Source organism: Sphingobium sp. R-21 (assembly GCF_049913335.1).
Taxonomy (GTDB): Bacteria; Pseudomonadota; Alphaproteobacteria; order Sphingomonadales; family Sphingomonadaceae; genus Sphingobium.
Genome location: NZ_CP184374.1, coordinates 2092678 through 2111327 on the forward strand (window position 1 = coordinate 2092678; position 18650 = coordinate 2111327).

Annotated in this window: 16 protein-coding genes and 1 pseudogene; 3 read left to right on the forward strand and 14 right to left on the reverse strand. The window is 60.8% G+C overall.

Features of this window, described 5'->3' with window-relative positions:
* Positions 1-4: 4 nt before the first annotated feature.
* Positions 5-1381, reverse strand: a complete 1377-nt coding sequence (locus ACN9MX_RS10050; RefSeq protein ID WP_426386849.1) for a phenylacetate--CoA ligase family protein — start codon at positions 1379-1381, stop codon at positions 5-7.
* Between the two features lie 478 nt (positions 1382-1859).
* On the opposite strand from ACN9MX_RS10050, the gene ACN9MX_RS10055 reads away from it, so the two are divergent.
* Together ACN9MX_RS10055 and trxC are read left to right on the forward strand one after the other, a co-directional pair.
* On the forward strand, positions 1860-2213 hold the full coding sequence (locus ACN9MX_RS10055) for a hypothetical protein (RefSeq protein ID WP_426386850.1): 354 nt from the start codon (positions 1860-1862) through the stop codon (positions 2211-2213).
* Positions 2210-2653, forward strand: a complete 444-nt coding sequence (gene trxC / locus ACN9MX_RS10060; protein WP_363756081.1) for a thioredoxin TrxC — start codon at positions 2210-2212, stop codon at positions 2651-2653. Before ACN9MX_RS10055 ends, trxC begins: the two co-directional genes overlap by 4 nt.
* A gap of 8 nt (positions 2654-2661) precedes the next feature.
* Here the strand turns inward: trxC and cydX are convergent, their stop codons facing one another.
* The 7 genes and pseudogenes from cydX to ACN9MX_RS10095 form a co-directional block, all read right to left on the reverse strand.
* The gene (cydX, locus tag ACN9MX_RS10065) at positions 2662-2760 is read right to left on the reverse strand and encodes a cytochrome bd-I oxidase subunit CydX (RefSeq protein WP_426386852.1); all 99 of its coding nucleotides are present in this window, start codon (positions 2758-2760) and stop codon (positions 2662-2664) included.
* Positions 2761-2772: 12 nt separating this feature from the next.
* Positions 2773-3502, reverse strand: a pseudogene (locus ACN9MX_RS10070) (IS3 family transposase); the annotation flags it as partial.
* Positions 3503-3941: 439 nt separating this feature from the next.
* Positions 3942-5822: a flavin-containing monooxygenase gene (locus ACN9MX_RS10075; RefSeq protein WP_426386853.1), complete on the reverse strand. Its 1881-nt coding sequence runs from the start codon at positions 5820-5822 to the stop codon at positions 3942-3944.
* A gap of 70 nt (positions 5823-5892) precedes the next feature.
* Positions 5893-6828: a VOC family protein gene (locus ACN9MX_RS10080; RefSeq protein WP_426386854.1), complete on the reverse strand. Its 936-nt coding sequence runs from the start codon at positions 6826-6828 to the stop codon at positions 5893-5895.
* A 13-nt stretch (positions 6829-6841) separates the two neighbouring features.
* Positions 6842-7891, reverse strand: a complete 1050-nt coding sequence (locus tag ACN9MX_RS10085; protein ID WP_363831806.1) for a Rieske 2Fe-2S domain-containing protein — start codon at positions 7889-7891, stop codon at positions 6842-6844.
* 100 nt (positions 7892-7991) lie between these two features.
* Positions 7992-9194 carry a cytochrome P450 gene (locus ACN9MX_RS10090; protein ID WP_363737776.1) on the reverse strand — a complete coding sequence of 401 codons (1203 nt, stop codon included), beginning with the start codon at positions 9192-9194 and terminating at the stop codon, positions 7992-7994.
* Positions 9195-9233: 39 nt separating this feature from the next.
* Positions 9234-10958: an N-acyl-D-amino-acid deacylase family protein gene (locus ACN9MX_RS10095; protein WP_426386856.1), complete on the reverse strand. Its 1725-nt coding sequence runs from the start codon at positions 10956-10958 to the stop codon at positions 9234-9236.
* 174 nt (positions 10959-11132) lie between these two features.
* Here ACN9MX_RS10095 and ACN9MX_RS10100 point away from each other — a divergent pair, with 174 nt between their 5' ends.
* Positions 11133-12398, forward strand: a complete 1266-nt coding sequence (locus ACN9MX_RS10100; RefSeq protein WP_426386857.1) for an acyl-CoA dehydrogenase family protein — start codon at positions 11133-11135, stop codon at positions 12396-12398.
* A 173-nt stretch (positions 12399-12571) separates the two neighbouring features.
* Here ACN9MX_RS10100 and ACN9MX_RS10105 read toward each other — a convergent pair whose 3' ends face one another.
* From ACN9MX_RS10105 to ACN9MX_RS10130, 6 genes are all read right to left on the reverse strand, one after another.
* Complete coding sequence (locus ACN9MX_RS10105) at positions 12572-12967, reverse strand: phytanoyl-CoA dioxygenase family protein (protein ID WP_426386858.1); 396 nt, start codon at positions 12965-12967, stop codon at positions 12572-12574.
* Entirely contained in the window at positions 12964-13569 is a 606-nt protein-coding gene (locus tag ACN9MX_RS10110; RefSeq protein ID WP_426386859.1) for an acyl-homoserine-lactone synthase, read from the reverse strand. Before ACN9MX_RS10110 ends, ACN9MX_RS10105 begins: the two co-directional genes overlap by 4 nt.
* Positions 13570-13636: 67 nt before the next feature.
* Positions 13637-14431 (reverse strand): autoinducer binding domain-containing protein, encoded by a 795-nt coding sequence (locus ACN9MX_RS10115; RefSeq protein ID WP_426386860.1) that lies wholly within the window; start codon positions 14429-14431, stop codon positions 13637-13639.
* 224 nt (positions 14432-14655) lie between these two features.
* Positions 14656-15588, reverse strand: coding sequence for a 3-methyl-2-oxobutanoate hydroxymethyltransferase (locus ACN9MX_RS10120; protein ID WP_426386861.1), 933 nt, complete (start codon positions 15586-15588; stop codon positions 14656-14658).
* Between the two features lie 55 nt (positions 15589-15643).
* Entirely contained in the window at positions 15644-16828 is a 1185-nt protein-coding gene (locus ACN9MX_RS10125; RefSeq protein WP_426386862.1) for an MFS transporter, read from the reverse strand.
* Positions 16825-18624: an IucA/IucC family protein gene (locus ACN9MX_RS10130; protein ID WP_426386863.1), complete on the reverse strand. Its 1800-nt coding sequence runs from the start codon at positions 18622-18624 to the stop codon at positions 16825-16827. The genes ACN9MX_RS10125 and ACN9MX_RS10130 overlap by 4 nt, the downstream gene beginning before the upstream one ends.
* Positions 18625-18650: the final 26 nt, after the last annotated feature.

The window sequence follows — 18650 nt, forward strand, 5'->3', positions numbered from 1 at the left end:
TGGTTCAATCAAACGCCAGTCTGCGAGGTTTGTAAGTTGAGCGCGGCATCGATCCCTGCGGCGCCGAAATCACGGTTGCTGGCACGCCGAGCCTCTCGGAAAGATGGCGCGCAATGGAATCAGCGTCTGGATGCTCGACTTTCAATCGGAGTACGTCGGCCGCGCCTGGCGCTATGCCAAACTCCGGCGCGCCATAAGCCTCTAGTTCCAGTTGGACCTGCACGGGAAGCAGACGCACATCGCCAATCACTGCCATGTCCGCCGTGCGCCCGAGATAGTTCCAACGCATCAGCGTTGATCCAGTTGGGCACGGGTCCGTCCGCTCGACCACAACGTCTTCGGAGTCGAAACGCAGCATGAACTGGTCCATCCCGAACATGGTGACCACGAGATGACCCGGCGTGCCGGGCTCCACCTCGCGCCCGGTGTCCGGATCACAAATTTGCGTGATATAATAATTGACTGGCTGTGCCATACCGGAGTGCGTCTCACCGTCTAATACGGAGAAGCCGATACAGTCTGAAACACCGTAGGTATTGCGGACACGGATGTTGTATGCCGCTTCCAACCGCTTCCGGGGGGTCTCCCATTGCATGCTCGCCTCGATGATTGAGACGATGTTGCCGGACAGCAATTCGGCCAAGTCTAACCCAATTGACCTTGCCGCTTCATCATACAGGTTAAGTTGCGGCAAGGAGAGCATCAGGATGTCGACACCGATTTCCTGCCAAACTCTGATATGGCCGACAGCGTCTTCAACCGAAAAAGGAACGCCAACTGGAATTTCGAGCATGCCCGCATCACGCATGCTGCGCCCACCATTGACGTTGGTCGGATATAGGTTCTGCGGAAAACTGAGTGAGTAATGCATGCCTGGTCGGTAACCGGCGCGCCAATAGATGGTGCGATCGATTTCCCGCATGCGATCTATGTCGTCTATTGTATAGAAGGTATACCACGGGCGACCCGTGGTACCCGATGACCGCGCAATTCGTACTGCGTCGGCCAGGTTCACTGCTCGATGGCTGCCGAACGGCGGTAGCGCAGCCTCGTTAGCGCGCAGGTCACTTTTACGGACCATCGGGATGTCGCTAAGGTCCGGAATCGTTCCTGGCTTCAATCCCGCCTGCAAGTATCGCTCACGGTAGAAGGGCAACGTCCAGGCACGCTCCCACTCTGTCGTGAAGGCTGCGTGCTGCAGGGCCCTCCGATCGACGGGCGCCATCGCCTCCAACGTTGGATCGAACAGCGAACGGCTTGTGTTATTGAGATAACCGGGATGTACGGCGCCCAAGCGCTGCGCGCCGATTGACCGCCCGACGCTCTGTCCTTGGGCATCTATACGCATCTGCTGCGCGCCAGCGGCTGTGGCAAGGTTCATCCTCTCTCTCCTCGCACCATGTTTCCGCTTTCAGCGGTATGCTTGGCTTGTTAGATTTTCCGTCTACTCGGCAAACCGCCGCAAAGCGCGGGCATTCTTGCTGCGTAAGGGCGATCCTGCTCATTTAGCTGTTGAAGCCCCGAGCATGCGCGGCGATCCTGCCAAGGCATTCTAGAAAACGACTCTAAAACGACCCGTTCAGGCGCAGAAAACAGCCATTTCTTGAGAGGCTCCATGAGGTGATACCCTCACCGATACCCTGGGACTTTTTATCGGAATGGTTCGCGTCCCAAAAGGCTTGACGCACCCGCGATCACGGCTCTCGAACTGGTAGCCCTCCGCAGGAAAGGGGCTTCTTCGCAACATCTCGCCAGTTGCCGTCGGCATCCTTCAGCGCATTGGAGTGACATCACGGCCCAGGAGTATACGCTATTCGGCTCATAGTACGATTTCAGCTCTCTGGGTCGCTGGGACAGATATGGCACAGGATCCGCAACCGGCTGCGTCCGGAGAGCGCTTTCAGGAACTCCGATGCCTGGTCGATCGAGGCAAGTATGTCATCTTTCATAGATGCACAACTATGCAGACGCTGCCTCAATTGCGATGCGGCCGTCCTCGCGCAGGGCACCGCCCAGGAACCACCGCGCGCTCCGGCGCGGTGCTTGCAGCATTGTTCATTGCCGGCGGCATGGCGGGTGGCTTCATCGGAACGTTCGCAGCGCGAAGGCTCGCCGCCAAAGAGGCGCTGAGCCGCGTCTTTGCCCTTCTGATCCTCGCTATCGCCGCCTATATGATGTGGAAGAGCGCAATGGCGCTCGGGGTACACCCATGACCACTGACCGAATCATCCTGTGCCCGGCCTGTGCGACGGCCAATCGCGTTCCGGAGGCTCGGCTTGCCGAGCAGCCGAAGTGCGGCAAATGCGGGCGGCCGCTGTTTATCGGCAAACCGGTCGTGCTTGATGCTGCGGGCTTTGACCGCCTGATCAGGATCGGTACCTTGCCCGTGCTCGTCGATTTCTGGGCTGGCTGGTGCGGTCCCTGCCGCTTGATGGCGCCCCAATTCGAAGCGGCTGCGGCCAGGCTCGAACCGCGTATCCGGCTCGTCAAGATCGATATAGAGGCGGAGCAGGAGCTCGCCGCGCGATACCGGATCCAGTCGATCCCAACGCTGGCGCTCTTCGAGCGAGGGCGCGAAATCGCGCGGCAGTCGGGCGTGTTGGATCAAAATGCCATGGTGCGCTGGGTTCAGGGAGCATTGGCCCGGCACTGACCGAGCAGCTACTCCTCGTCCGGCACCGAATGTATCTCGTGCCACAGTCCATTGATTATCGCGAAGGCGACGGCGAGGCCAAGGCCGAGAACCCAGGAAAATACCACATGGGATTGCCCTCAATAAAAATCTGGATTGCTGCGGACGTCACTCAGAGTGACTCGGCCGAACATGACCTTGAACGCGAGCGGGCTGATGCCGCCAAGGTATGAATGGCGGCGGCGGGTGTTGTAGAAGCCGTTGATATACTGAAAGATGGCAGCTTCCGCTTGCCGCCGCGTTGGCCATCGCTGCCGCCAGATGAGTTCGGCCTTCAGATATTTGAAGAACGTTTCGACAGAGGCGTTGTCGTAGCAATTACCCTTGCGGCTCATCGACGGACGCAGGCCGTAGGCCTGCAATTTCTTCTGATAGTCATAGGAGCAATATTGGCTGCCGCGATCGGAATGGAAAAGGCAGCCCTCTGGTGGCTGGCGCAGGCGCACCGCCATATCCAGTGCCCTGATCGCCAGTCCTTCTTCATCCTGTCGCTGACAGCCCAGCCCACGACGCGGCGGCTATGCAGATCGAAGATGACGGCGAGATAGAGCCAACCTTCTGCAGTCCAGACATAGGTGATGTCGCCCGCCCACTTACGATCAGGGGCATCGGCGGCGAAATCACCATCCAGCCAGTTTGCCGCGACACCGAGACGATGATGGCTGTCAGTTATAACCTTGTGCCTGCGCGTGCGAACTGGCTTGATCCCGTTGATGTTGGCTTCGCCGCCCTTCGGGTCATCAGTCATCCGACCCGGCGCTCGCCAACATCGAGCCCTACTTCCTTCAACTCCATCGTCATCCTCGGGCGGCTTCCATCCCTGCGGAATGACCCTTTCCCAACGGTCTCTAACTGATCGAGGCAGACCGCCCGCACGTCGTTATGAATGCTCTTCCACAAGGCTTTCTCATCTTCTTCCTGTTGTGGGATTGTCTTGTCTATGACATTGCAGACGGCATCGATTAGTCCATAAAACAGTCCGGGAGGTATATCCAGAGTTTCGACATGATGTGGTCCACAGTCCAGTAATATGATTTTGACTTGTTCCGGGGATTCCGGCCATTCCATCAGGCAATAGAGAATCTGCTCGACCATTTGCCCTTCCAATTGCCCGCATTTCGATCGTGCATGTTTGACAAAATGTGCGCGCGCTTCCGGGAAGGTGACGTAATATAGATTAAATACATGTGGAGTAACATCTCCAAGAATATCGCATGCACGCTCCAGAATAGTGTCAAGTAATTGCATTTTACTGGATGGCGCCATGTAGGCTTCCTTTGGTCAGAGCGGTTTCCGCCCTGCGTCCCGGATGGGCCGGAGATGTCGACTGCCGGGATTCCCGATCCAGCTGGTTCAGCGCGAGCCCCTCCAGATCCCCGGACTGGCGCCATTGTTCCAACTTTTCGACGAAGGCTCTTACGCCGGCGCCATAGGGTCCGCTCCGCGCTGTCCGGTCATCCAGCTTCCCTTCATTGTTGAAGAAACCCGGCGTGCAGTTCTCCCACAGCCGCGACATCAGGGGCGCCAGCGAAACATGATGGTCGACCCAGGCCTGCTCGGCCTTTTCTGTCACTTCGGCCACCCGGACTGCGCGGTCACGAAGCGCCTTGATGACATAGGCCACATGGCGCCCCTGTTCGAGCAGCATATGCATGAAGTTGGCGCCCCAGGCGCTCTGCGTGATGCTGACCATCAGGAAATTTGGGAAACCGTGGACGTGAAAGCCGTGGAGTGTTGTTGCACCACTGGCCCACTTGTCCGCCAGCGTCACGCCGCCGCGACCAATCACCGGGATCACCGGGGCATCGGTGTAGGGCCCGAGCTCGAAGCCCGTGGAATACACGATGCAATCAACATCGACCTCTTTGCCGTCAGCGACGAGACCGGTCGCCGTAATCCGCTCGACCCCTTTGCCCTGAGTGTCGATGAGCGTGACGTTCTCGCGATTATAGACGTCGAGATAGCCATCGTGGAAACAGGGGCGCTTGCACAGGCGGTTGTACCACGCCTTCAGGGATTCGGCGGTCGCCTTGTCCTTGACGACCGCATCGACACGCGCACGAACCTCCTCGCCCGTCCGGTAGTCGGTCAGCTGGAGCAGTTCGCCGATGTCGGCTTCCGACATGTCCGGCGTGATCTGCTGCATGGCGGCAAATGTGCGCCGCGTCCAGCCGTCATTGACCAGGTCTTCCTTGACCGGGTGCATCGAAACGACGTCGGTGAAGTTTTCGATGCGTTTCATCTGCCAGCCGGAGGGCTGGGACTTGTACCAGGCTTCATCGGTCGGATGCTCGTTGCGCACGTCGATTGCGGAGGGCGTGCGCTGCACGACCGTGAGATGCTTGGACCATTGCGCAAGGTGCGGGATGCACTGGATGGCCGTCGCGCCCGTGCCGATGATGGCCACGCGCTTGTCTTTCAGCTTGGTCAGGCCGCCATGGGCGTCACCGCCGGTATAGGCAAAATCCCATCGGCTGGTATGGAAGCTGTGCCCCTTGAATTCCTCGATCCCGGGAATGCCGGGAAGCTTGGGCAATTGCAGCGACCCCGAGGTCATCACGAAATATTTTGCGCGAACCGTATCGCCATGGTCGGTCGTGATGATCCACTTGGCCGCCGGTTCGTCCCAACGCGCTTCCTTTACCGAGGTCTGAAGGAGGGCGTTGTCGTACAGGCCGAACTTGCGGGCGATGGCTTGGGCATGCGCCATGATTTCGGGGCCGCTGGCGTAATTCGCCTTGGGCATGACGCCCATTTCCTCAAGCAGCGGCATATAGACGTAGGATTCGGTGTCGCAGGCAACGCCGGGATACCGGTTCCAATACCACACCCCGCCAAAATCGGCGGCCTTGTCGATGATGCAGACATCATCGATACCGGCCTGGCGCAGGTATACACCCGCATGTATTCCACCCCAGCCACTACCGAGGATCGCCACCTCGACATCTTTTGAAACGGGATCGCGCGTCAGCGGCGGGGCATTCGGATCGGCCTGAAAGTGGGCCAGCTTGCCTTCCATCCGGGCATATTGCCCCATGCCCTCCGCGCGGACCCGCTTGGCCTTTTCTTCTTCATACTTGCGGAACAGCGCGGCGGTATCGACGCCATTTCCAGAACTTTTCTCTACCATATTCCGTTCCTCTGATCTCTATTTGCACGGCCCTGACGCAGTGAAGCCCGTCAACGTGTCTGAGGGAATGTCAGGCAGGCGTGAACGCGTGGCCCCAGTCGCTGCCGCGTGTCGTTTCGAAGAAGACGTTCTCGCTCCAGTCGTTGATCTCCCGGCCACCGGTGCCGAATTCGAGCGAGAAGCCTGCTGGCGTGCGCATGTAGAAGGAGAGCATCTCGTCGTTGACATGCCGGCCGAGGGTCGCCGTGAGGCTGACGCCGATCCGCTTGGCCCGATCAAGGCAGCGCCCAACGTCGTCGATGCTGTTCGCCTGGAACATGATGTGGATGCAGTGGCCGGGAATAGCCAGTTCCCCCAACGCCATGCTGTGCTGGCGCGGATTGGCGCAATGCAGGAAGCTGACCCGCGCCATCCCGGCAGGGCCGGGGACACGCAGGATATCGGATACCGCAAACCGCCCCGGGCGGTCCCAGAAGGCGAGTTCCGCATCATATTCGTCACCCACCGCCAGCGCGACATGGCCCAAGCCCTGCCTGCCTGTCACGAACCCGCTCACTCCGGCGGGCGAGGTAAAAGGAGCGAACTCGGATATCGCGCCCCACGCGATTTCATGTGTTATGCCCGCCGGATCGGTGAAGGAGAAATAGTTCTGCACGCGCCGAAGGTGCGAACCCTGGGGCGTACCATCGTTGATGGCGACCCCGTCTTCTGCAAAACGGGCGCGCGCGGTCGCGAAATGCGCCTCGCACCCGACCAGCCAGCCGCAGGCAAGCAAGCCATCATCATGTCCGGGCAAGACCGCCAGCCGGAAGTCGCGCTCATCAATTTTCAGATAGAGCGAACCATCCGGGCCATCGTGCGCCATCGCGCCGACCACGTCCTGGCCGAATTGCCGCCACGCCGCCGTTTCGGCCGCGCCGACAAGAAGATAGGCCAGTTCTCTGATTTCCATTCCCGCCTCCCCAGTTTGGATGGGACGCATCTGCAACAATTTGTCGATCAGCACTCTAGGCCCTTTGCTAGGCCTCGATCGCCTCGAGCGCGCGCTGGCGGGCATGGCCCTCCTCCGCACCGGCCATTCCCGGTATGGTGTACCGGCCCTCACAGCGGGCGAGCACCCCCGCGACGTCGGCGCGGGGCACGTAGAACTGCTTGTACCAAGTGCGGACCTTCAGGAAGTTGCCGTCGGCAGGCATCTGCATCACCTTCAGGCAGGGTTCCTTGTTGGACCAGATCTCGAAATCCTGCGCGAAGGCATCGAGGCTGAGCTTCTGGAGCGCGCGGGCCTGCACAATGTCCTGGGGGGTCGGCTTGCGCTCGGCGATCTTGCAGAGCACGGCATGCCAGACGCGCACCGAACCGTCATCGACGGGGGTATGGGCGATGAACATGATCGAATCGTTGGAGTTGTCGCCGATAAAGCGCGAGAGAAGGATGCCGGGACCGGTGTAATAGGTGATGAACTCAGAGATTGGTACATCGTGACCCAGGATCTCGTGCTTGCCGCCCAGCAACTGTGTCACGCGATGGCCGCAGATGATGTTCTCGAAATAGAACTGCTTGGTCGTGGCGTGGATTGGCCCAAGGTGCTGCGTGTCGCAGATATTGTCGATCACCTCGATCTGATGCAGGTTCATTGCGCCGAGTTCGTCGATTTCCCATTGCACATAATGCTGATCATCCCACTCGGGAATTTCAGGCAGATCATAGTCAGGTGCCCCGCCTTCGGGATCATGCCAATAGAAGAGGGCCCCGTATTTCTCGACGACCGGGTAGGCCCCCAGCTCGGCGGCGGGCGGAATCGTCTCGGAATAGGGTATCTTGTTGCACTTGCCATCGGGACCGAAGCGCCAGGCATGATAGGGACAATGGATGGATTCTCCCTCGATCTGCTCGCCCCGCTGCGTCATGAATGACGTCGTGCTCTTGCCGATATGCGTGCGCATGTGCGGGCAGTAGGCACCAACCATATAGGCTTTGCCGCTTTCACCGCGGTAAATCACCATATCACGCCCAAAGAAGCGGACACAATAGGGCTTCTGCCCTATCTGGGCAGAGGTCGCCACCATGAACCAGCCTCTAGGAAAGATGAACGGGCCAAGTCCATAATCTTTTGCGGTTGCCATCTCTTTGTTCTCCCAAAAATATATCACTGAAATATTTTTAAGATCATATTCTGATCTGGATTTTGGCAAATCCTGCGATGTTTCCAATGTCCGTTGCGAGCTGCACTTCGTCTTCGACCAGTCGATACTCCGGCGCCATGTCCAGCAATATTTGCAGCATGGTTTTTGCCTGGAGCCGGGCTACATGCGATCCCAGGCAGCGATGGGGACCAAGCCCGAAAGAAAGGTGACGGATGTTGTCGCGGTGGAAATCGATCTCGTGCGGATTTTCATATTCTTCGGCGTCGCGGTTCGCGGCCGCATAGGACATGAAAACCTGTTCACCGGCCCTGACCTGTTGGCCTGCCACGACGACATCCGCGGTTGCCCGACGCACATTGCCTTGCGTCGGCGGGAACACGCGCAGGAATTCCTCGATGGCATTGTCCATCAAATGGGGATTGTGGATCAGTTCGTTCCGGCGGTCCGGGTTGCGCGCCAGCCACACGGCACTCATCCCGAACAGCGCCTGGGTCGTGTCCAGTCCCCCGCCCAGCAGGATCAGGACGATGCCCTCGATCTCGTCCACGCGCAATTTCCGCCCGGCCATCTCGACATTGTACAGATACTCGATCAGGCTGCCTGGTGCCGGCGCGTCCTTGAGGCGGGCGATTTCCGATCGCATATAGTCGATCATCTTGGCCATGCCCTCAAGGCGCTCTTCCATGGGTTTGCCGCTGTAGATCAGTTCATGGAGCGGCGGCGCGTAATATTCCCAATCCTCGGCCGGCAGGCCGGCGACAAGGCAGGTCACCTTGCCAGTAAGCGGCAGCGCATAGTCCCACTTGAGATCGCCTTCGCCCTTTTCGACGATCCTGGACATCAAGGCTTCGGCGGTTTCCCGTACGAAGCTCGTCAGCGCCTTGGCCTTGGCGGGGCCGAAGGCCGGGCCCAGAATGGCCCGATAGTCGTATAACTCCGGCGGATCGACATTGATGGGGATCATCAGAGTCGGTTCGAGGTCGGGAATGACATCTGTGGGATAGTTCGAAAAGACGTCGACATTCTTGGCGATTTCGAGGCAATCCGACGCCTTGGTCGATATCCAGAAGCCGCCATAATTTTCGCTATGCGTAAATGGACATTTCTTTTGCATATGTCCGAGAATGTCGATCGAATGACTGCGATATTCCGGGCTATGATGATCGAAATTGGCCGCAAGCTTGTCGAGCTGGGCTTCGGTAAGATCGTTGGTCGGGCTGAACATTGCTGAATCCCTCGAAAAAGAATTGCGTCTCCGTCGCGGTCAGGCAGCGACAGGCGAAGGGCTGGCGACACGGGCTTCCTGCCCGAGAAAGCGGGCCGGCATCGCGCCGGTATACTCGCCGTCCTGCTGAACCAGGACGCCGCTGACGAACGTGTAGCGAAAGCCGCCAGCGGGCCGCCGCAGGCGCGATCCGCCCCCGGGAACGTCGAACACCTTCTTTTCCGGTGCCCAGTTGAGATCGTCGAGGTTGAAGACCGCGACGTCGGCGATCTTGCCGACCTCGAGCGTCCCGCGGTCGACCAGTCCCAATACCTTTGCCTGATCGCTCGACATGCGCTTGACGGCGACCTCGATCGACATGTCGTGGCGATCACGCACATGGCGGGTCAGGACGAGAGTGGTGTCTCCCGCGCCGTCGAACATACCGATATGCGCGCCCGCATCGCTGCCGCTGATCAGCGACTCGTCAGCCGCGAGCAACTGCCCGACGACATCCAGATCGAGATTGGTAAAGGGGCAAACCAGTTCGGCCTTGAGATTGTTTTCGAGCGCCCAGTCGGCCAGTACGTCGGACGGGTGCCCCCCGCGCTCGCCGAGGATCACGTCGAAAGTCTTGCCGAGATAGTGTTCATATTCCGGCCGGTCGACCGTGATGATCCGGCATCTTGCAAGCCCCCCGCGGCTGGGGAAACCCTCCTGGACGGCATCCCACTGCTCCCGCGCCGTCGCGCGCCATGCCGGGTCGGCAAGGCGACGTTTCTTTTCGTCGTCGGGGACGACCGACTGCACAAGATCGGCCCACGCCGGCATGTACATCATCACCATGCATTGATGGAAGTTCACGACGAGTTCGATCGAACGCGGCGATGCAAAATAATAGAAGGTGGCACCCTTCGCCCACATCTCGCGGCCGAGTTTGAGAAGGCGCGTTGCATATGTGGCGTCCTCGGGGCGTTCATAGATGCCGTTCGACATGACCGGCACGCCGCCATGCCGGATCGACAGCTCGCACATCTCGCGCAGGTCCTTTTCCTGGTTGTCGAGCGAACTGAGGTCCGGGATGATCTGAACGACACCCTTGTTCTCGGCGGTGACCGCGAAGAGGTCGTCCCATTCCTGCGCATCGGCAAAATAGCTGGGAACCTTGTTTCCATCCGGATTGACGTCAAATCTCGAAGTCGAGAAGCCGAACGCGCCTGCCTTCATTGCCCGATCCAGGCACCCGGCCAGACGCTTGCGCTCTTCCGCCGTGGAGGGGCGGTTCCAGGATTCGTCCCCGACCTCGAACATGCGCAGCAGGGAATGGCTCACCAGCGTCGCCACATTGACGGCATATTCGCGCGAGCGCAGGTCGCTGACATAGGCATCGAAGTCGCCCCAGGTCCACGGGACTTCCGTGTCGAATACGCCGCGCGGCAGATCCTCGATATAGCTGAACAAAGCAGAGATGCCCGGAATTTGGTGCTTGTGAATCGGTGCGATGCCAAGACCGCAATTGCCGATCAGCAGCGTGGTTACGCCATGCTGGGCAATGGGGTCGAACCTGGGATCCCAATATAGTGATCCATCATAATGAGCGTGCGTGTCGATGAATCCGGGCGAGACATAGCAGCCGTCCGCGTTGAACACCTCTTCTTCGCCTGGGGCCAGATCCGGGCCGATCTCGACGATCCTTCCGGTCTTGATCCGCAGATCAGCTGTAAATGCCGGCGCGCCCGTCCCGTCAATCACACGACCACCCTTGATCAGCGCATTACCCCTCACGATCCACTCTCCTCAAGTCAGAACGATACATTCTTTTTCAAGTATAAGTTAAACAGAGGCATGCGGTATTTGACGTAGATCAAAATATATAATAAAATGTTTAGTCTATTCAGACTATGACAGGAGATACTGAGGGTAGTATTGTGTCAAATATATAATTTCCTGCAATATAACTTGCGTGAGATTGATGAATTTTCGCAAAACGGAAATTGTACTTTCAATGGCTGTGGAGTAATTATTGTGGAATCGATATCGCCCTTGGCTATTGCCGACGAATTAGCCGCGCCGACCGTCGAGGATCTTGTCGCACGGGCGCGAGCGTTGGTCCCGTTGCTCAAGGAGCGCGCCGCCGAAGACGAGAAAAATGGCCTGGTCAACCCGGATACAGTAAGGCGCATGAAGGAGGCGGGCCTGTTCCGCGTCTTCCAGGCGCGGCGCTGGGACGGCTACGAGCTCGGGCAGCGCGCCTTTGCCGAAGTGCAGATGACGCTCGCCGAGGGCGACATGTCGGTCGCCTGGATTTTCGGCGTAATCAGCCTGCACTCACTGCACATCTGCCTGATGGAAGACCAGGCGGCCCAGGACGTGTGGGGCGAGGACAGTTCGGTGCTGATCGCGTCCCCCTATATGCCCGGGGGCATCGCCAAGCCTGTGCCCGGCGGCTACGAGATTAGCGGCCGCTGGGCCTATTCCAGCGGCTGCGACCATTGCGAATGGACCTTCCTTGGCGGCATCGTCGATGGCACTGACGGGCAGGATCTCCGGTCGTTCCTGCTGCCGCGCGCGGACGCCAAGATCGTCGGCGGGTGGGATGTCCCCGGGCTGCAGGCGACGGGCAGCCAGGACATCGTGGTCGAGAAGGCGTTCGTGCCGGAACACCGCACACACAAGTTCATCGACGGCTATAATTGCCAGAATCCGGGCCGCTTCGTGAATCCGGGCGCGATCTATCGCTCACCGTTCATGCTGGTGTTCATGCGCGGCATTACCAATTCGCAGATTGGCGCGCTCCAGGCGATGGTTGATCTGTTTAAGGAATATGCGCGGGAGAAGGTCTTTGTCGGCACTCGGACCGGGCGCGACCCGGACGCGCATTATGCGGTCGCCATGGCCACGGCTGGCATTGCGGAAATGAAGAATACGCTTTTCGCCAATCTCCAGACCATGGCCGAGTATGCAGAGCGCAACGAACCCTTGCCGATGGAAATGCGCCACTTATTCCGCTTGCAAAGCGCTGCGGTGGCTGACCGTTGCGTCCGGCTTGCCGAGGACATGATGACGATTGCCGGCGGCGGCGGCGTCTATGAAAAGACCAGTATCCCGCGCATCTACCGCAACATGCGCTGCGGTCGTCAACACGCTGCTGCACAATTCCGCATGTACGCACGCACGTTCGGCGATCTACTGATGGGCGGCGCACCTGTCGACCTGATGCTGTAACCGTGGTGGCCATGCGTCGGGCAAATTCCTGACTGATCTGCCCCCTGCTGAGTGGCCCAGAGACTATGATAGTCTGGACCACGAAAGGGACATTGAATGCCGAGCAAGAAGCACAAGCCGGAAGAGATTATCGGCAAGCTACGTGAAGTTGAGATCGTGCTGGCGCAGGGTGCCTAGAGAGCAGAGGCATGCCGGCGGATCCCCTTCGGTCCCTGCCACATCTCCTGGTCGCGATGCGGCAGTTGCGGCAAAGCGCCGGGATGGATCTCGATCGCCTGGGTCAGGTTGAGCGCGATCCGTTCGCACCAGGGGAGCAGCATGCGCTCGACGGTCTCTAGGATCAGCGGATGCATCACGAAGCGCCCGGCCAGCGGGGATCGCGTCAGGAGCGCACCGAAGCGGCGGGTGCGCGCTCCATAGAATGTGCCTTGGCACAAAGGCGTTCTTGTGGAAGGCGCCTCAAGGTCAGCCTCGAGCTTTTGCAGCACGGCCGGATCGAGCACGCGTTCGAGCACACACCATCCGTCGCGATCAAGAGAGGCGGCGCAGCTGTCGGCAAGGCTGGTCATGCCGACACCCACTGGCTCTTGCCGCTATAGGTTCCTGTCCAGCCCAGCCGCGCGGGCGTCAGGGCGTCGATATGGACCATGAAGGCGCCCACCGAACCGCCGGGCATTCGCATCGCCGGCCGCAGCGGCTCGCCTCGCCAGCCCATGGCCAGCACTTCCTTGCGGAATGCCTCGGGAAGAACGCCGGTATAGCGTTCGATACCCCGTTCCAGCGCGAAATCGACCATCGCCGAAATGAGGAGGTTCCGCAGCTCTCGCCGGCGCGCGGCGCCGTGGCGTTGCGGCAGGCAAAGCCGCGTGCTTTCCCAGATGGTTGGGCCGGTCGGTACGTCGCCAGGGCAGAGATGGGAGAACAGGTCGCCCAGCATGTGGGGACGAATTGTCGGCAGCAGCCGGATCGATGCTTCATGTGCGCCGCCATCATCGGCGGAAATGATGTATATCGTGCCGGGCGTGTCGAACTGGTCGATCTCGAACCGGTCCTGAACGATCGGCACGTCCCACCCGAACAGGTCGATGAAAAGACGTTTCCGATCGGCGAACATCGTCTCCAGAAGGCGGCAGTTCACAGGCTCTCGATGTTTTTCAATGATGTGGATCATGGTGTGCTCCCCTTTGGGTGAACACCAGCAAGGAAACAGGAAGCCGGCCCGAAAACAGGCCGGGCAATTACTCGGGTTGACGGCGCGAAAGCTCGGCCCGGCCGATCTCGCCGGCAAAGATGGCGCTGAAGACCAGTTCGGTACGGTCATGCGCGTCGAACAGCAGGCGCGCCTCCGTCAGATAGCCATCGACCGTGCGCGGGGTGAGCGAGAGCGCGCGGGCGATCTCCTTGTTCGAATAGCCGCGCCCAGCGAGAACGACACAATCGCGTGGCCGGGGACGAAGCCGCGGTCGAGGGCCCGGCGCGGACATTGCGCCCGTCTGGATACGCCGTGCCGCCTGAAATGCGAAAATCCCGAGCATCTGCGCCATGCCGACATAGGATTTTGCCCGCTTTGGCGCCCGCGTGCCAGCGAAGGTGCAGGAGCCCATGCATTCGCCAAGGCTCCAATAAGGCACGGTTATCCCCTCGTTCAGCCCTGCATTGGCGCCAAGGGCAATGCTTTCCCGGTCGCGGCGATCCATTGCGATGATGCCGGGAAGTTCGGACCAGCGAAACGCCCGCTGTGCAAAGACACAGCCACGAAGCACTGGATCGCGGCGCCATATTCCCTCACCGATGAGGCGATCCTCGATAGCTGCCGGATAGTCGAGCAACTTCACGCGATCGGCCGGTTCGCCTCGCAGGTCGTCATGATGGATAAGGGCATAGTAGCGGAAGCCCAACTCACGGGTCATCGCGTTCATCAGCCCCGCGAGTTCATCACGTTCGGACACCCGGGCCAGGGCTCGCAATATCGTATCGGTTGCGGCAACGCAGGAGGCCAAGCCGAACCGCGCCCCGTCGGCATTTCCGGCCATCGAACCTCCTCGCTCGTTGCCGGCCCTGACAAACGGCGGCTACTACGCCTCTCCAAAGGGGAGCATCGGGCTTAGCCGCACACATCCCCATGTTCGGACCAGGATGGGAATGTCCACCGCGGCATCCCCTCTACCTCTCTGGATCCAAAGCTGTCGGGCACGATGTCCCGGCGGCCGCGCATGGTCGGGCTCGACCCGGTGCGAGCGCGTCCGGCAGATCGATTTCACTCTGCCCAAGGATCGCAAGAAGCGAGCGCCACCACGTCCTCGACGGAGAGCAAGGTCGGCGGAGAGAGGGGAAATTCGCCTGCAGCCGTCAAGGTGAGCAAGGCCCCGACATGCGCTGCAATGGCCGCGACAGAATAGGCTGTGGGAAATGCATCGACGGTCTCCATTGCCGTGGGTGGGAAATAGCGTGCCCGGAAGCTGGGCTTGAAAACCGAATCCCAGATATTGAGGGATTGTCCGCCAGTTTCCGACTTCCCGCTGAAGATGGCGTAGCTCGGCAAGGCTTGCGGGCGATCCACGAGCGCGCGATGCACGAATTCGTCCAGCTTCTCGAGCACGATGCTCTCGGCGCCAGCGTCACGAACCTGCCGCGCCGAAGCGAAGAGAGCGTGCGCGCCGTCGAGCGATCCGCCTACCCTGGCACCGCCGCCGCCCTGCGGCGTATAGCCCAGATGGGCCATGACCCGGAAGCCTTCCCGCGTCAGCCGCTCGATGGTCGCGACGACAGCCTCGGAATGGACCTCCAGCTTGACGACGTCGGCGCCGGCCCGCCGCATCTGGTCGGCGCTGCGGACCGCGATCTCGCCGTTGGCGACCGAGCCGTCCGGCATGTCGCCAACAATATAGGGTGTTTCAGCGGGAAAGAGTTGCCTTGCGCGATGTGAGACCTCCTTGACCAGGCCCGCCATGATTTCGAGGAACAGGGCTTGTTCGCCCCTCGCCAGCCGGGTGCTGTCACGCCCGAGATGCGTCATCAGATAGGAATCGGAGACCATGAGGCAATCGAGCCGAACGCCCATCTCGAGGACGGGACTGCCGGCCATGGCTTGGGCCACCGCCTCAACCTCATAGTCGCGATAGAGATTGAGCTTGATCGGACGGCGGCTGTCACCCTGGTGACCGCGAGCGGGCGCGAGGGGTTCGGACATCAGCATCTTCATTCTCCTTGTGAGGTGCGGCGCATCTTTCGGATGGCGGCGGCCTTCATTTGAGGGCGGCGGAGCGGGTAAACGGCTCCATGCCGAGCAGCAGCATGACCATCGCCGCGGTCATCGCCCCGCACAGCGCGGCGGCGAAGAACAGCGGGCCCACCCCGCCCATGGCCGCGATCATGCCGCCGCCTACGCTGGCGACGATCGTCGCCAGCTTGGCGCCGCTGTCGAACCAGCCGAATGTCCGACCCGCACTGGCATCCTCGATCGTCTGGGCGATCAGCGCATTGAGGCTGACATAGCCCAGCGTCATGCCGACCCCGAGCAGCGCCCGAGCCATCGCAAAGACCGGCAGCGACGAGGTGAGCGCTTGCACCGCGAGCATGCCGCCTACGATCAGGCATCCGGCGGCGAACCAGGGAGCGGGATCGCGGTTGCGCAAGTGTCGCCCAAGCGGAATGCAAACGAAGAGGTAAACGATGTGGGGCAGGCCGAAGAGCCAGCCGGCCGTGCCCGCGCCGACGCCGAATGCCTTCATGCTGTAGGGCACGAGAAACGGAAAGGTGGAGATCATGGCGAGCGTGAAGCCGGTCTGCCCGGCCATGATCGCGCCGCGCGACAGCACTTGCCCACCAAAGGGCTTCGGCGACTCGCTGCCTGCGGCCGGGGCGGATTTGGGCGGGCCTTTTGCTGGCAGGGGCAGCAGCATCAGGACGGCGACCAGCGGCAGCAGCGCCACTATGAGATAGACATTTTGCGGGTCGATATGGCGGTCGATGAGAAAACCCACCGCCGCCGGGGCCAGGATGAGCGCGAGCCGCGCGCTCGCCTGCGTCAGGTTCAGGGCCTGCGACAGTTCCTCGCGCGGCAGGGCTTCCGACAGATAAGCATTGCTGGCCGAAAAGGTACCACCAAGTAGGCCCTGTAGGCAGAGGGCGACCATGAACATCGGCAACGACCCGGCGAAGCCCGCGACAAGAAAGCTCACAGCCAGCCCGATCTGCGCGCGCAACAGAAGCGGCTTTCGGCCCCACCGGTCGGCCATGCGGCCCCACAGAGGCGCGGAGATGGCAAGGCATGCGGTTGGGACGATGTAGAGCCAGCCGATCAGGCTCTCGTCAGCGCCAGGCGCAATCCCGACAAGGATGAGGCCCAGGAAGGGCGGCAAGCCCATCGGACCGAACGCACCCGCGAAATGGCAGGCGAGAACGGTGGTCTTGATGCGGCCCGGACTCATCTCTCGCTCTCGGGAAGGAGAAAATTGGGCGCGCTATGCCCATAGGCTTTATTGACGTCGGCGGCGCCAATCGCCCCGCGCGTCTCTAGGGTCGCGGCGCGCAGAAGATATTTGATCGGGAAATGGCTCGCTTCCAGCAACGCGGCGCGCAGCGACCCGGTGGCGACGCCTTCACCCTCCAACCTGGCGAACTGCCGCTCGACGGCGCTGCGCAACAGATAGCGATAGGCGCGGGATCTGTTCAGATGACGGCCGATCCCCTCGATGACCGCTCCCAGATTGAGCTGGATCGTGATGGTGACCAGCATCTGCGCGATAGAGGCGGGATCAGCCTGAGTGATGCGCGCGTCCTGTAGCCTGCCGGTCCAGGCATCCGATCCGGGAAAGGCCGATTTGAGCGCGGCAGCATCGATCCGGGGCGAATCATTGTCCTTGAGCAGCAGTCGCAGGCCATCCCCGCGTCGATCGAAGAGCAGGACCGAGTTCTGCTGGTTGGCTTCCAGTTCGATGCCGTAGCGCGCCGCCAGGCGGAGGTGAACGCCCAGGAGGAGATCGCAAAATTCATCGATAAAGTGGGCGACGTTGCCGCCATAATAGTCGTCGACCAGATGCAGAGCGTAGGGACGGCCATCAGGCATCGGCGCCATCAGCGCTGCGACCGGCACCGGTTCGCAACCGTCGAGGTCTTCAGGATAGCGGCGGATGATATAGGCCAGGAACCGCTCCCCGCCATGATGCGCCCCGCCGCTCTCGTCGGTCAGGAGCAATTTTGTCCGAAGCGCGTCGTCATCCGCGCGGATCGCCTCCAGCAGCGAATGGACGACATGGCCGTCATTGATCGTACCGGACTTGATCGCGCGCAGATTGAGGCGGCCGAGCGTGCTGATCGCGAGCGGCAGCTTGATATGAAGGCCGGGTTCCTCGACCACTGCCAGAGCCCGCACCGAGAGTGTGGGCACGACTTCGAGATAATCCAGCGGCGCCATGTGGGCGTGGTCGATCATCCCGGTCTCGGCCAGAATCCGATCCATTCTCTCGCCACGCATGAACGGATGGACGGGCAGAAGCGCATGCGTATCTTCCAGCGCCGGATCGAGGCCGACATCCGCGAAAGACGGCCATAGGGCGGGCACCTCGCCTTGTGCCGACAGGCCATCCCTTGGAAGGGCGAGCCAGGCCAAGCGAAAGACCTGCTGATATTCCGGGCCGTAGGCGATAAGATCATCGGCGGCAAAGCCGTGCTTCGCCCGTGCCGTGGGATAGAAGGGGTGATCGAGGAAGGACGCCAGGCGATCATTGGCAAGCATCGCCCTATGCCATTGGGGATGGCTCGCCAGTCGGGGTGCGGCCGGCGAGGTGCTATGCCGGGCGGCATCGCAGATCGCACCCTGCTCGATTGCAGCCTGGCATTCAGCAAGAAAGGCCGAGACATTGGCGCTGTCTTCGCCTTCCAGCCCGGCCTTCATGATTTCGAGGAATTCGGTGATGCTGTCGATGAGGCGCGCGCCTTGGTGGGCGACATGAACGAAGGGCGGGGCAGCGACGCGCCATGCCTGCATGAACCCGTCGGGCTCGATCGGCAGGAAGAGCGCGCCGCCATCGGCGGCCTCATGGGCGAGGTAATGCTCCGTTTGCGCGAACAGCCTGTCGAAGGGCGCGCTCTTGGCAGGAACAATCTTGCCGAGCGCGATCCCCCGATAATTTTCGCGCAGGAAGCAATCCGCCACGCGCCTCAGGATATAACGGCCGTGATCCCGGACCGATGGTGCGGGTTTGACAGCGGTAGCGATGTTCATGCGTTTTTCTCCTGAAGGCAGCGTGA

What these genes read in the sequence shown, in the direction of transcription:
- ACN9MX_RS10055 (WP_426386850.1), top strand. Translation starts at nt 1,860, where the DNA reads ATGGCACAGGATCCGCAACCGGCTGCGTCCGGAGAGCGCTTTCAGGAA.
- ACN9MX_RS10120 (WP_426386861.1), bottom strand. Translation starts at nt 15,588, where the DNA reads ATGTCCGAACCCCTCGCGCCCGCTCGCGGTCACCAGGGTGACAGCCGC.
- ACN9MX_RS10125 (WP_426386862.1), bottom strand. Translation starts at nt 16,828, where the DNA reads ATGAGTCCGGGCCGCATCAAGACCACCGTTCTCGCCTGCCATTTCGCG.
- ACN9MX_RS10115 (WP_426386860.1), bottom strand. Translation starts at nt 14,431, where the DNA reads ATGGCCGGAAATGCCGACGGGGCGCGGTTCGGCTTGGCCTCCTGCGTT.
- trxC (WP_363756081.1), top strand. Translation starts at nt 2,210, where the DNA reads ATGACCACTGACCGAATCATCCTGTGCCCGGCCTGTGCGACGGCCAAT.
- ACN9MX_RS10085 (WP_363831806.1), bottom strand. Translation starts at nt 7,891, where the DNA reads ATGGTGGCGACCTCTGCCCAGATAGGGCAGAAGCCCTATTGTGTCCGC.
- ACN9MX_RS10050 (WP_426386849.1), bottom strand. Translation starts at nt 1,381, where the DNA reads ATGAACCTTGCCACAGCCGCTGGCGCGCAGCAGATGCGTATAGATGCC.
- ACN9MX_RS10090 (WP_363737776.1), bottom strand. Translation starts at nt 9,194, where the DNA reads ATGTTCAGCCCGACCAACGATCTTACCGAAGCCCAGCTCGACAAGCTT.
- ACN9MX_RS10130 (WP_426386863.1), bottom strand. Translation starts at nt 18,624, where the DNA reads ATGAACATCGCTACCGCTGTCAAACCCGCACCATCGGTCCGGGATCAC.
- ACN9MX_RS10075 (WP_426386853.1), bottom strand. Translation starts at nt 5,822, where the DNA reads ATGGTAGAGAAAAGTTCTGGAAATGGCGTCGATACCGCCGCGCTGTTC.
- ACN9MX_RS10105 (WP_426386858.1), bottom strand. Translation starts at nt 12,967, where the DNA reads ATGACCAGCCTTGCCGACAGCTGCGCCGCCTCTCTTGATCGCGACGGA.
- ACN9MX_RS10110 (WP_426386859.1), bottom strand. Translation starts at nt 13,569, where the DNA reads ATGATCCACATCATTGAAAAACATCGAGAGCCTGTGAACTGCCGCCTT.